We start from the raw sequence: 13,625 nt of genomic DNA, 5'->3' as shown, positions 1-13,625 counted from the left end.
TTATTTATTTACTTTCCACTGATGAGATTCATCATTAAAAATTTCTCTGCCCCAAATCTGAAGCTCTGATTTTATAAGTTCTACAATTTCATTACAGGCTTCCATTGCTGCAATTCTGTGTTTTGATGAGGTAAAAACAAAAAGGCAAATCTCACCTGCATTTATGATTCCCAAACTGTGATGAACGTGCATACAAGTAAGATCATATTTTACAAATATCGCTTCACGAATCTCGTGCATCTTTTCCAAAACCATTTCTTCATACGCCGTGTATTCAATTGCTGTAACGGTTTTGCCACCAACAACATCCTCCCGAATCTGTCCGAGAAAAATGCTGTGCGCACCGATTTCTTTTTTCGAGGCATGCTTTGCAATACTTTCAGAAATAAAAGTTGGACTGATCGGTCCTTCATTAAATATATTTTTAATTGTTCTGCTCATTTTTTCTCTGCTCTAACGCTGTCATTCCACCTTTCAGATGGCTTATCTTTTTTTGAGTTCCGAAATATTCCATCAAAATCTCCGCCGCTTTCAAACTTCTTTTTCCACTTTGACAGAATAAAATAATGTGTTCACGTTTTATTTCAGTCAATTTATCATTTAATTCTGAAAGTGGAATCTGAATATGCTCAAAATCAGCTTTTGGCAGTTCTCCGACTTCTCGAACATCAATAGTAATTGTATTTTCCGCCGAATTTTTTTTAATGAAATCATCCGGACTTAAATCTTCGATATTTTTAATTGAAATTCCACAAAGAAACTCATAATCGGTTAATTCGAAAGCTTCCCTATTTTCAGGAATCAAATTTTCAACCGAATCTTCATTGGAAATATCAACGGTGAAAATCTCATAATTAAGCATATTGAATGTTAAAAGTTTTCCATCCAAAACGTCGCCTAAACCTGTAATTAATTTAATGACTTCATTCGCCTGCATCATCCCAATCATTCCAGGAAGTACGCCTAAAACCCCTACCTCATTGCAATTCTGAACATCTTCCGGTTTTGGAGGATTGGGAAAAAGATTTCTGTAATTTACAGGTTTGCTCTTTTTTAAATTTAAATTAAATACAGCAACCTGACCTTCATATTTATAAATTGCTCCGAATACTAAAGGTTTATTTAAAAGAACACACGCATCATTTATCAGATAACGAGTCGCAAAATTATCGGTACAATCGACAATAATTTCATATTCTGAAATGATATTCCAGGCATTTTTTGACGTTAATTCTATCGGATACGTTGTAATATTAATTTCCGTATTTAATTGCTCAAGTTTTAAAAAAGCTACTTCTACCTTCTTTTTTCCAACATCGTCTGTAGAATACAAAGTTTGCCGCTGAAGATTGCTTAACGAAATATGGTCGTGGTCTGCAATTCCAATCGTTCCAACTCCTGCAGCCACCAAATATTGTAAAACCGGACAACCTAAACCGCCAGCGCCAATCACCAAAACTTTTGCATTCAGCAGTTTATGCTGACCTTCAAAACCGAAGTCAGACAAAGCATAATGTCGGGCATATCTTTCGTTATCATTTTCCATTTTATCCTCCGGAATAAGGCGGCATCAGAGCCACAACATCATTTTGATTTAAAGTTACATTATTCTGTGTTAATTTTTTATTGACTGCAAACGCCAATTTCTTATCCGAAAGTTCGGGAAATTTTTGAATTAAATGAAGTTTTAATGAATCAATATCTCCTGCTTCCAACATCAATTCCTTTCCTGTAATTTCTGCAATCTGACCGAATGCAATTATTTTTATTTCCATGATTATTTCACTTGTTGAATTAAAATTCCGGAAAGATTTTTCACATATCTTCTTCCGGTTGCTTTGTCGGTTGGCGTAACTAACATTATATTTTCTTTTAGTTGAGAAACATCAGAACCGTTAAGCTCAGTCACGATGAGCGCCTGGTCTCCGTTCCTACTGTTAAAAATTTCGTTCCAGGAAAAGACTACTTTGTAACCATCATCGGCGATGCAAACCAAGTAAAATTCGCTTAATAATTTTGGAGAATCTGCTTTGAAATCAATTTTTGCCAAGACATCTTTAAGTAAAACTCCACTTATTTTTTTGAGCGTGCTTTTATATTCCATTTTATGATTGTAAATCACCAAACTGTCGAGAGAATGTGTCTGATAACTTTTCAAATCATTAAAACTGATTGTCAGTGGTTTCACGACATCTCCCATTACAGAAATCGATTTGGAAGCCTGTGCGTTTAATGTTAAACCCAAAAATAAAATAATAAGTGATAGAATTTTCATACTAAGCTTTTGTTAATAATAATTTATAAGATGCCATCAGTAAAACCGTAGCCAAAACATATTTCAAAACATTCTGATTGAATTTTTTTGAACCTAAATACGCCCCCAATAATCCACCGCTGAATGCCACAACAATATACATTATCATATCGCCGGTAAACGATATTCCCTGAGTAATCATTCCGCCAAGTCCTGCTATAGAATTAACGAAGATAAAAGCGGCGCTGATTGCTGCGGTTTGCTTTTGATTCGTCCAGCAAAGCAATAACAAAATGGGTGAAAGAATGATTCCGCCACCAATGCCAATCATTCCGGAAAGTAAACCTACAACTCCACCTGTGACAACTGCGATTGTAGTATTGTGAGGTTTCAATTCGCTGTCTTCTACATTTTTAAAAAAGAAAAAACGGATAACCGGAAACAGAAGTAAAATCCCAAGAATTCGTTTGTAAATATTTTCTTCAACCGTAATCATTCCTCCAATAAATGCCAGCGGAATCGAGGCTGCAGCAATCGGTATAAAGAGTTTTTTGGAGAAATAACCGCCACGATAATACTGAATAAATGAAGTCAATGAAACAAAAAGATTGAGAACCAAAGCTGTCGGTTTCATCTCTTCGGGCGCAACGCCATACAAAGCCATTAATGCCAAATAACCACTGGCACCGCCGTGTCCGACTGCTGCGTACAAGAATGCGACGAAAAAAAGAATGACATAAAATATTTCTACAGACATATGCTTTTTGAATTGAGTTTATTTACTTTTTTAATTCAATTATTTTGGTAAAAGATGAATTATGACGTGTTCATTTTCTTTGCAACCTAAAGATTCCTCAGGCAATACAATAAAACAGTTTGCCTGCGCAAATGAATGCAATCGGAATGATTCCTGCGCATGAAGCGGAATTACTTTTCCGTTGCTGTAAAAAGCTTTCAGAAAATGTGTTAATCCCGCAGGTTTTGAATAATCATGAGTTACCCTTGCTTCTGTTTCTATCAAAGTTGAAGGTAATCCCATACAATTTTCGAGTGCAGGTAAAACATATTCGTAAAAACAAGTCAATGATGAGGAAGGATTTCCGGGAAGTCCGAAAACCAGTTTATTTTCTTTGGTTCCGAAGAAAAGAGGTTTGCCGGGTTTTTGTTTTATTTTGTGAAATTTTTCCTCGACACCACAAGTATCGGCAACCTGAGTTACAAAATCGTAATCGCCCACACTTACACCGCCATTCAATAAAACAACATCATTGTCTTCGATTGCTTTTTCTAAGACTTTATGTAATTCTTCAGGATTGTCTTCAGCTCTGAAAACCTCAATATTTTTAATTCTAATTTGACGTAAAACTGCTTTTAACTGAAATGAATTGGCTTCGTAAACCTGCCCGAATTCTAATGGATTTCCCGGATCCTGAAGTTCATTTCCTGTAAGAATAATTGCAACTTTCGGCGGCGTATAAACTGAAACTTCTGAACATCCAATTCCTGCCAGAAATCCAATGGCGGCAGCGGAAAGATACGTACCTTCTTTCATGGCAACTTCTCCTTTCTTCACTTCAGCACCTTTTTGGCGAACGTTGATTCCCTGCGTCAGATTTTCATCTTCAATCAACAATAAATTATTTTCAAACTTAATTTTTTCCTGCATTACAACCGTATCGGCATTTTCGGGTAAAGGAGCACCCGTGAAAATTCTTGTGGCTTCACCATTTTCAATTTTCAATTGCTTTGAAACTCCGGCTGCCATTTCACCAATAACTGAAAGTGATTTATTTTTATCTGCAAATTTCATTGCATAACCATCCATGGACGATTGTGCGAAATTTGGAATATCGGTTGATGCGATGATATCCTCAGAAGTTACCAATCCAAACGCTTCGGAAATATCTATCACGCTGCTTTTTTTTGGTAAAGCAAATTGTAGAATTATTTGTTTTGCCTCGTTTACAGAAATCATTTTCATTGAATTAATTTTTGGTAATCGCTTTGCGTATCAATATCAATTTCGCCTTTTTCAAAATTGATTTTGGCGATATCGTCTTTAAATTTTGGGAGTAACTTTTTGGCACCTTCCTGTCCGGAAAGTTCTGAAAGATCTTTAAAATATTTTTTAGTGAATAAAACCGGAGTTCCTAAAGTTTCAGAGTATTTCGAGGCAACAATTCCTTTTTGAGAATCTTTCTGCTTTTGAATGAGTTCAGAAAAAACTGGTGCTTTAATAAATGGCTGGTCGCAAACCGAAATAATGCAGTTTTCAACCGTTGGAAATAAATCTAAAAGTTGATTAACTCCAATCTTGATCGATGAACCCATCCCTTCATTCCAATTCATATTTTCAATAATTTTAACTTGCAGATTTTCTATTTCCTTTGAAATTTGAAAATGATTGGAACCTGTGACGACAACGACGGATTTAGAAACTTTCAAAGCTTCTTCAACTACGTGTTTCAATAGTGTTTTCCCTTCAAAATTCAATAACTGCTTTGGTTCGCCAAGTCTGGAAGAATTTCCTGCTGCTAAAATAAGTATTGCTGTTTCCATTATCCTCCGATTGTGATCATACTTCTGTTTTCCAATTTTGATGCATCGATATTTTCAAAAACACCACTGAACTGTCCACCTAAAGCTTTTGCTTTCTTTATCATTGTCTGTTGAATTAATGGTAAAATATCTTTACCTTTTCGTAGCTCTCCCAATAAATCGGTTTCCTCTTTACTGAAAAGGCAGTTTTTTAATTTCCCGTCGGCAGTTAATCTCATCCGGTTACAGGTATCGCAAAACGGCTGGCTCATCGTACTGATTACGGCAAATGATCCTAAATACCCATCAATTTTATATCTAATAGAAGTATCATTAGGTTCAGACTGAACAGGAATTATATCATATTTGGAATTCACTTTCATTAATATTTCTTGTAAAGTAAAAACCTGATTGCTCGTCCATCTGTTACCACTAAAAGGCATAAATTCTATAAACCGAACTTCGATATTGTTATGCTTTGTCAGAGCAATGAAATCAAGGATCTCGTCATCATTCAGACCTTTCATCACAACTACATTAATTTTAACACGAATATTTTTTTTCAGAAGCAGATCGATATTGTTTCTTACCCTATGGAACAAATCGCGTCTTGTTATTTTTAGAAATTTCTCTGGTATTAACGTATCAAGGCTGATGTTGATGGCTTTGATGTTAGCTTCTAACAATTCAGTCAACATTTCATCAACACGGATTCCGTTGGTGGTTATGGCTAATTCAATGTCTAGTTTCCCTAATGATTTTAAGATTTTTGGAGCATCTTTCCTTACCAAAGGTTCTCCGCCTGTCAGTCTGATTTTCTTAACACCGTGTTTTACGAAAAGTTTTGCGATGGTTTCAATTTCGTCTGCCTGCATCAGTTTTGCGGCTGGAGCAAAGGCATATTTTTCTTCTGGCATGCAGTAAAAGCAACGCAGATTGCAATTATCTGTGAGAGAAACCCGCAGATAATCGTGCACTCTTCCGAAAGTATCTTTAATCATTTTAATCAATTTGAGGCAGATGTACTACCCGTGAATTTTATCAGTTTTATAGCGGAGAGAAGTTCCTTTTCGGTCTTCCATCACAGCTTTAATTTCAGAAATTACGGACAGGGCAATTTCTTCTGACGTTTCAGCGCCAATATCCAGACCAATCGGGCCGTAGATTCTTTTATAATCATTTTCGGTAAGATGAATTCCTTCTTCATTTAAATCATCAAACATTCTCTGCAATTTTGTTTTTGGTCCCAAAATACCGATGTACTGACAATCTGTTTTCAAAATTAATTTTAAAACTTTCAAATCATATTTGTAGTTATGAGTCATTAATACAACAAATGTTCTGTCATCTATCATTACATTTTGAATAAGCTCTTCCGGTGATGCAACCACAACTTTTTTCGCTTCCGGAAAACGTTTTTGAGTAGCATGAGTAACCCTTCCTTCTCCAACAGTGACCTCCCATCCTAACAAATCTGCCATTTTCACGACAGGCTGTACGTCATTTCCGGCTCCAGCAATAATTAGTGAGACTGATCGCGCAATATATTGAATCAAAGCAGTTTGTTCTTCATTTTCAATCTTAATATTTTTAATCTGTGTAGATTTATTTTGAAAGACATTCAACATTTCTTTTTCAAGCGAATAAAGGTCATCAACAAATATTTTATTTTCCTGATAAACGTTAACTGTTCCGATTTGGCGTGCATTTCTTTCTAAAGAGAATAGAGTTGAAACCACTGAATCAGCACGGTTTTCTTCGACTTTCTTTAAGATTTCCAAAGGATTATGAAAATCATCAGCATCAATAAATTCAAATAAAATATGAACAATCCCGTTACAACCTAACTGTACACTGAATTCCATAGCACTTTCGTCACTGGTATCGTAAGTAATCAGTTTGTTTTGTTTTTGATTAATGGCAAGTAATGCTTTTCTTAATGCATCGCCTTCCAGACATCCTCCGCTGATGGCTCCCGTTAAAAAGCCGTCTTCAGTAACCAGCATCCTTGCGCCTGGTTGTCTGTAGGAAGAACCTTCAACTTTGACAACCGTTGCCAAAGCAGTTTTTTTTCCTTCAGATTTTGCCTTATGGTATGACGCAATTATTTTTCCGATTTCAGTCATTGAGAATTGGATGTTTGTGAAAATTAAATAATTTCTACTCTAACAAATATAGTTAACATTTGTGATGATTAACTATGATTATCAAACCGAATATGAATATTATCAAACTAAAATTATACTTAAACGCAATATTAAATTATTTAATCTCAAAGATTATTCCTGAATTACTTGTGGCTCTTTGAGTGCGATAACTGCTAAAATCAAAGCTAATAATAAAATTGCAGATCCTAATCCCAGTGCAACATAAATTCCCAGACTGTCATATATCAAACCTCCAACGCCGGCACCTACCGTTAAAGCAATTTGCGTAAAAGCCACCAACAAACTTCCTGCACTTTCTGCTTCTTCACCGGAAGCTTTCGTGAGCCACGTGGGCCACCCAACCTGAATGCTTCCAAACGCAAAACCAAAAAGCGAGATGACGATGTAGGCAAACGTAGAATCAGCCCCCAGAAAAATCATCAAAACTATTGACAATCCCATCACAAGCGGAGCCACAGTCAATGTTGCAAGAATACTTCTCTGAAGAAAATATTTTGCCGAGATAGCCCCTAAAAGATTGGCGACCCCATACACTAATAAAGCGATGGTGATGGAATTCCCAACCAGATGGGTCACATTTTCTAAAAATGGTCTTAAATAGGTAAAAAATACAGCATATCCGACGAAAGCAAACATATTCCCAAATAGCCCAATCCTAACTCTTTTTATTTTTAATAAATCACGAAGTGAACCTAAATTTGGAGGTGTAGCTGGTGGCATAGAGGGCAGAGAAATCGTTTGCCAGACGAATGAAATACCTCCCAAAACGGCTACCAGAATAAACACAAATCTCCATCCAAAAAATCCATCCAAAAAACTTGCAAGTGGTCCGGAAATTACCGTCGCAATAGAGACTGCACTGTACACAATACTCATAGCTTTAGGAACAGATTCTTCCGGAACCAATCTCATCGCAATGGAAATTGACAAAGCCCAAAATCCTCCTACAGCTATACCTAAAAACACTCTTCCCAACATTAAAATAAAAAAATTTGGAGCCAATGCGACCAACAAACTGGAGATCACCTGTAATATTGAAAAAGACAGAATCATCCAACGGCGGTCTATTTTTCTTGTAATCATTGCAATGAAAAGACTCGAAAATATTGCTACGAAAGCAGTTACAGACATTGTTTGCCCAGTCATTCCTTCTGTGATATTTAGGTCTGTTGCGATTGGAGAAAGAATACTTACCGGTAAAAACTCTGAAGTAATTAGCCCTGAAACACCCAAAGCAACTGCATATACCGCCATCCATTTGGGCTGGTTTTCTTTTCTATTTTGATTTTTATTCATTTTTTATTTTAGTTGAATTGCAGGTTTTCACTTACAAACCTTACAGGTGCAAAGTTCCCCTCTTTACTATAATTTATATTTATACAGATTACAGTTTTATTTACCATTTTTACGGATTTTACTGGCAATGAAACAAATACAGAAAAAGGTTTCCTAAATTTGTTTGTAAATAATGACAATATGGAACCAATAGAAAGGATAGATACGATTGGAGAATATCACGAGCTGACAGGGACAGACACTCTGCATCCATTGGTAAGTGTTATTAATTTTAATGAGTTACCAACATTCCATTCTTTTAGAAGATACATGGGATTATATGCGATATTTCTGAAAAATATAAAATGTGGAGATATAATGTACGGTTGCCAACCCTATGATTATGAGGATGGAACATTGGTTTTTGTTTCTCCAGGGCAAGTGTACGGCATTGATAGTAATGGTGTTGCCGTCACACCTTCAGGATACGGATTGCTGTTTCATCCGGATTTGATTGCCGGCACCTCATTAGGAAAGATTATTAAGGATTATACATTTTTTTCTTATGAAGTTAACGAGGCTTTACACCTATCAAAAAAAGAAAGAAATACCATTTCTGACTGTCTGGAAAAAATTTCGAATGAAATTGACCAAAATATAGATAAGCATAGTAAAACGCTCATTGTTTCAAATATTGAGGTTTTACTCAACTACTGTATGCGGTATTACGACCGACAGTTTATCACAAGAAGCAATGTGAATAAGGATATTTTAGTAAGATTCGAAGCTTTGTTACGTGACTATTTTACATCAGACAAACCAAATCTTTTAGGTTTGCCAAGCGTCACCTACTGTGCAGAAGAATTACACTTATCGCCAAATTATTTTGGAGATCTTATTAAAAAAGAAACCGGTAGTACGGCTTTAGACTACATTCAAACAAAATTAATTGAGGAAGCGAAGTCGAGAATATTTGATCATTCCAAATCAATGAACAATATTGCCAATGAATTGGGCTTCAAATACCAACAACACTTTACAAGACTTTTTAAGCAGAAAACCGGAATTACGCCGAATGAGTATCGTAATTTGAATTAATATAAAAGTAATACTATAAAAAACTGAATCTTCTACCGAGTTAAAAATTTATCGGTAAAAGATTCAGAATTTTTTTCAATAAGGAGTTTATTTCTTTAGCCATCAATTATTTAGAAAACGCCATTAATATTTTATCCGGTGTAATAGGCAAATCCCTCATTCTCAAACCAATTGCATTATAAATTGCATTTGCAATCGCTGGAGCAGTTCCTATAATTCCAACTTCTCCCAGTCCTTTTGCGCCAGATGGATTGATATTTGGGTCCGGTTTATGAATGAAATCAACCTCTATGATAGGCGCATCCGCATTTACTGCAAAGTGGTATCCAGCCAAATCATTTCCAATTAAAGTTCCTAATTTATGGTCTATTAAATTTTCTTCCATCAATGTCATTCCAATACCTCCCACAGCCGCTCCAGACATTTGATTAGCTGCCGCCTGACTGTTGATGATTTTACCACCATCTGCAACAACTGCCAATTTATCAATCTTTACTTTTCCTGTTCTTTTATTGACTCTTACTTTACAAAAATGAGCTGCAGAAGACCCGAATGCATATTTTTGACGTTCACTCCCAGGTTTTGAAGCCACTTCCAATCTTACCTCATTCAGATTATTTTTTTTAAAGAGTTCTTTATATTCCACAGCAGTCTTAGAATCATTTTTTAAACTGATTCCCGTATCGGAAAGCGAAATAATATCGAGAGTAGCACCTTTGAATTTTTCATTGACTAAAGAGGCATATTCTGATAACTTTAATTTTAATTGATTGCTGGCATCAAATACAGCACCGCTCACTGACGACAACCCTGTACTCCCACCCTGACTGGGTGCAGGTGGCAGTGTTGAATTTCCAAGCTCAATACTGATTTTATCCTTTGAAATTCCTGTAATCTCGTGGGCAATATTCTGCATTCCTGTTCCCGTTCCTGTTCCGATATCCGTCATTGCAGTTTGTACAATGATGTTTCCGTCCTTCTTCATAATAATGGCTGCTTTGGCTTCCTGCCTACCTGCGTTCCACATTCCTACAGCCATTCCATAGCCAATATACCAGTCGCCATCGATGGTTGACCCCGGTATAGATTTTCTGGCATTCCATCCGATCATTTCTGCTCCTTTTTTCATACCTTCATCCAAAAAGTGGGTCGACCAAGGTAATCCAGATTCGGGATGCTTGTCCAATGAAATGTTTTTTAGACGTAATTCAACAGGGTCGATTTTCAATTTATAACTTAATTCATCTATCGCTGACTCCACTGCAAAAACACCTGTACAATCGCCCGGACCTCGCATCCATGTGGGCGTACTGAGATTTAAAGGAACAGTGGCAGATTCTGTCTTTAAGTTTGGAAATTTGTAAATTAAACGGGTAACACCAGTAATATTATCATTAAAATTTTGAAATACCGAAGTTCCATTTTTTGCCTGATGTAAAATACTCAATAGATTACCAGATTTGTCGGAACCCAATTGTATGTGTTGCCAAGAGGCAGGTCTGTAACCTGTTGCCGCAAACATTTGAGGTCTTGTAAGCATAAGCTTTACAGGTCTGTTTACCTTTTTCGCTCCTAATATCGCTGCCAAAGTATGTGGCCAGACTTGTAATCCTGAACCAAAACCGCCACCAACAAATTCACTGAAAACTTCCACATTCTTTTCCGGAAGACCAAACAATTTTGCGAATGTTTTCTGCACATTATTAACCCCCTGATTTTTGTCGTAAAGGCGCAACGTATCATTTCCAGTCCAATGGGCAATGGTGGCGTGCATTTCCATAGGATTGTGAACATCTGCCTTTATATTATACTGCTCGTCTACAGTGAAAGGAAGATCTTTAAAAACATCCTGGCTCCCTCTTTCTTTACCTGATGGCTTTAGAGCAACAGATTCTTTTGCAGAATCAAAATCAACCATAAAATCGCTTTTTTGGTATTCAGCTTCTACCAGCGATGCGGCAAATGTGGCATCTTCCAATGTTTCTGCAATCACCATTGCAATGGGCTGCCCTTTGAAGAAAACTTTATCTGTATGAAAAACCGGTAAAGTAAATTTTGCCTCTTTAATTTTTTCTTCAGTAGAAAAAGCCTGTACTGCAGGCTTATTTAAATGAGTAATAACATCGATAACACCTTCTACCTCTTTCGCTTTATCTACTAAGATTGATTTTATAATTCCAGACGGAATGGTACTTCCCACTAAAACACCATAGCAGATATTTTTCACGTCATATTCTGCAGTATATTTTCCGCTTCCTGTCACCTTTGCAAAACCTTCTACACGTCCTTCAGTTTTTTTTGATTTAAAATTTAGTATATTAAGTAGTCCCATAATATTTAATTTTTTAGTTGCACATTAAATTATTGATTGACACAATTTTTTAATGCGGTGACAAGTGCTCCCTGAAGCATTGGTATTTTATAGCCATTTTCTGATAATGGTTTGAGATCTTTTGTCGCCAGTTTTACAGCTTCTACAAAAACATCTTCTGTTGCACGTTTTCCCTTTAAAAATTTCTCCGCATCATACCAACGCCAAGGCTTGTGTGCTACCCCGCCCGATGCCAATCGTGCTTCTGAGATTATTTTTCCACTCATATCCAATGCCGCCGCAACCGACACCAAGGCAAAAGCATAAGACGTTCTGTCTCTCAACTTAACATAGGAAGTATGTTTATCAAATTTATTGGATGGTATATTTATATCGGTGATTACGGCACCCGAAGGTAGATTATTATCAAGCCAAGGTGTATTTTCAGGTAGCTTATGGAAATCTTTAAATGAAATAACAATTTCCTTTTGATCTGCCGTAACTGCCTTTACATTAGCATCCAGTGCAGCTAAAGCCACGCAAAAATCGGAAGGATGAACTGCCACACATTGATCATTATATCCCGCCACTGCACTCATTCTGTTATTTCCTTCAATAGCACTACAGCCACTGTTGGGTTTTCTTTTATTGCAAGGCGTTGTAATGTCATAAAAATAAGGACAACGTGTACGTTGCAGCAAATTACCCGCAGAACTCGCCATATTCCTGATTTGAGGGGACGCTCCGGCTAATATAGCTTTAGAAATGAGTGGAAATTTTTCAATCACGTCTTTATCAGTAGCGACACGGGTATTCGTTGCCATTGCTCCAATAGTAAGATGTTCTTTTTGGAAAGTCACATTGTTAGATAATGCCGAAGTTACATCTATCAACGTTTCAGGCTGAGCAACGTTTTTTTTCATCAGATCTACCAAATTGGTACCCCCCGCAATCAATTGTCGATTTGCGGATTTTACACCTGAAATCTCTGCAACCGTTTTTATTTTTTCTAAATTAAATGGTCTCATCTCGCTGCTACTTTTTGAATGGATTGAACAATACCGTTATATGCTCCACAACGGCAAAGATTACCGCTCATATACTCCTTTATTTCCTCAACAGAATTTGTATGCCCTTCATTCACACAGGCAACCGCAGACATGATCTGCCCGGGCGTACAATATCCGCACTGAAAGCCGTCACACTCGATGAACGCCTTTTGCATTGGGTGTAGTTCTCCTTTATTGGCTAAACCTTCTATTGTTGTGATCTCTTTTCCTTGTGTCATAGATGCTAATGTAAGACAACCTAAAGCTCTTTCACCATTAATATGTATTGTACAGGCACCACATTGACCGTGGTCACATCCTTTCTTTGATCCTGTGAGATTAAGTTGTTCTCTTACTAGATCTAACACTGTTGTACGGGTGTCTACATATAATGTATGAGTTGTCTTGTTAATAGACAATGTAAGTCTGGATACGTTTTTCTTTGGGATCAGATATTGCTTAACATCCTGATAAAATGCTTTTACAGATACCGGAATTGCTGCAAAAGCCGCCAATAATCCGGACACCTTGAGAAAGCTTCTTCTGCTATAATGTTCTTTTCCTTCCATAATTATTATTTTAGTTAGTGTTTAATGACAACATTTCAAAAAGCTTTCCTAAAATTTACCTTCGGATGAGAAAAGCTCAACATATTTTTTCTTATTTAAAATTATATAGAAATTAAATACAATATCAATTTTTTTTCATTTTTATAAATCGTATAGCTTATAGATAACGGTGGTAAAATAAAACGTTCTATGACAGGACTACTTAAAAATGAATTGTAATACTGATTGGTCATGCTGGTAACACCAATTTTTATACCCATTCTTACCTATGTACAACTACAATAGGATATAATCCATTGTCAAAATTTATAAGAATTTTTTCTAAAAATAATATTTCGTCAGCATACATTTAGTAAATCTACT

General features: G+C 36.3%; 14 protein-coding genes. 1 reads left to right on the top strand and 13 read right to left on the bottom strand.

Going from position 1 to position 13,625, the window contains the following annotated elements:
- From ASG22_RS08875 to ASG22_RS08830, 10 genes are all read right to left on the bottom strand, one after another.
- Complete coding sequence (locus ASG22_RS08875; protein ID WP_055983113.1) at positions 1-441, bottom strand: molybdenum cofactor biosynthesis protein MoaE; 441 nt, start codon at positions 439-441, stop codon at positions 1-3.
- On the bottom strand, positions 425-1,546 hold the full coding sequence (locus tag ASG22_RS08870) for a ThiF family adenylyltransferase (RefSeq protein WP_055983111.1): 1,122 nt from the start codon (positions 1,544-1,546) through the stop codon (positions 425-427). Before ASG22_RS08870 ends, ASG22_RS08875 begins: the two co-directional genes overlap by 17 nt.
- A 1-nt stretch (position 1,547) precedes the next feature.
- Positions 1,548-1,775: a MoaD/ThiS family protein gene (locus ASG22_RS08865; RefSeq protein ID WP_055983109.1), complete on the bottom strand. Its 228-nt coding sequence runs from the start codon at positions 1,773-1,775 to the stop codon at positions 1,548-1,550.
- 2 nt (positions 1,776-1,777) lie between these two features.
- Positions 1,778-2,275 carry a molybdopterin-binding protein gene (locus tag ASG22_RS08860; RefSeq protein WP_055983107.1) on the bottom strand — a complete coding sequence of 166 codons (498 nt, stop codon included), beginning with the start codon at positions 2,273-2,275 and terminating at the stop codon, positions 1,778-1,780.
- 1 nt (position 2,276) lies between these two features.
- Positions 2,277-3,011 carry a sulfite exporter TauE/SafE family protein gene (locus ASG22_RS08855; RefSeq protein ID WP_055983105.1) on the bottom strand — a complete coding sequence of 245 codons (735 nt, stop codon included), beginning with the start codon at positions 3,009-3,011 and terminating at the stop codon, positions 2,277-2,279.
- Between the two features lie 39 nt (positions 3,012-3,050).
- Entirely contained in the window at positions 3,051-4,235 is a 1,185-nt protein-coding gene (glp, locus tag ASG22_RS08850; protein WP_238586885.1) for a gephyrin-like molybdotransferase Glp, read from the bottom strand.
- Positions 4,232-4,813 (bottom strand): NTP transferase domain-containing protein, encoded by a 582-nt coding sequence (locus ASG22_RS08845; RefSeq protein WP_055983103.1) that lies wholly within the window; start codon positions 4,811-4,813, stop codon positions 4,232-4,234. The genes glp and ASG22_RS08845 overlap by 4 nt, the downstream gene beginning before the upstream one ends.
- Positions 4,813-5,793: a GTP 3',8-cyclase MoaA gene (gene moaA, locus ASG22_RS08840; RefSeq protein ID WP_055983102.1), complete on the bottom strand. Its 981-nt coding sequence runs from the start codon at positions 5,791-5,793 to the stop codon at positions 4,813-4,815. The genes ASG22_RS08845 and moaA overlap by 1 nt, the downstream gene beginning before the upstream one ends.
- Positions 5,794-5,817: 24 nt before the next feature.
- Complete coding sequence (locus ASG22_RS08835) at positions 5,818-6,918, bottom strand: XdhC family protein (RefSeq protein WP_055983100.1); 1,101 nt, start codon at positions 6,916-6,918, stop codon at positions 5,818-5,820.
- Between the two features lie 153 nt (positions 6,919-7,071).
- The gene (locus ASG22_RS08830) at positions 7,072-8,256 is read right to left on the bottom strand and encodes an MFS transporter (protein ID WP_055983098.1); all 1,185 of its coding nucleotides are present in this window, start codon (positions 8,254-8,256) and stop codon (positions 7,072-7,074) included.
- A gap of 180 nt (positions 8,257-8,436) precedes the next feature.
- On the opposite strand from ASG22_RS08830, the gene ASG22_RS08825 reads away from it, so the two are divergent.
- Complete coding sequence (locus ASG22_RS08825) at positions 8,437-9,333, top strand: helix-turn-helix domain-containing protein (protein ID WP_055983096.1); 897 nt, start codon at positions 8,437-8,439, stop codon at positions 9,331-9,333.
- Positions 9,334-9,439: 106 nt separating this feature from the next.
- On the opposite strand, the gene ASG22_RS08820 is transcribed toward ASG22_RS08825, so the two are convergent.
- The 3 genes from ASG22_RS08820 to ASG22_RS08810 are packed head-to-tail and all read right to left on the bottom strand — an operon-like array spanning position 9,440 to position 13,262.
- Positions 9,440-11,665: a xanthine dehydrogenase family protein molybdopterin-binding subunit gene (locus ASG22_RS08820; RefSeq protein ID WP_055983095.1), complete on the bottom strand. Its 2,226-nt coding sequence runs from the start codon at positions 11,663-11,665 to the stop codon at positions 9,440-9,442.
- Between the two features lie 29 nt (positions 11,666-11,694).
- The gene (locus ASG22_RS08815) at positions 11,695-12,672 is read right to left on the bottom strand and encodes an FAD binding domain-containing protein (protein ID WP_055983093.1); all 978 of its coding nucleotides are present in this window, start codon (positions 12,670-12,672) and stop codon (positions 11,695-11,697) included.
- The gene (locus ASG22_RS08810) at positions 12,669-13,262 is read right to left on the bottom strand and encodes a (2Fe-2S)-binding protein (RefSeq protein WP_055983091.1); all 594 of its coding nucleotides are present in this window, start codon (positions 13,260-13,262) and stop codon (positions 12,669-12,671) included. The genes ASG22_RS08815 and ASG22_RS08810 overlap by 4 nt, the downstream gene beginning before the upstream one ends.
- Positions 13,263-13,625: the final 363 nt, after the last annotated feature.

The sequence above is a fragment of the Chryseobacterium sp. Leaf405 genome (assembly GCF_001425355.1).
Taxonomy (GTDB): domain Bacteria; phylum Bacteroidota; class Bacteroidia; order Flavobacteriales; family Weeksellaceae; genus Chryseobacterium.
Note: the sequence above shows the minus strand (reverse complement) of the source record. Positions and strands in the feature narration are given on the sequence as shown.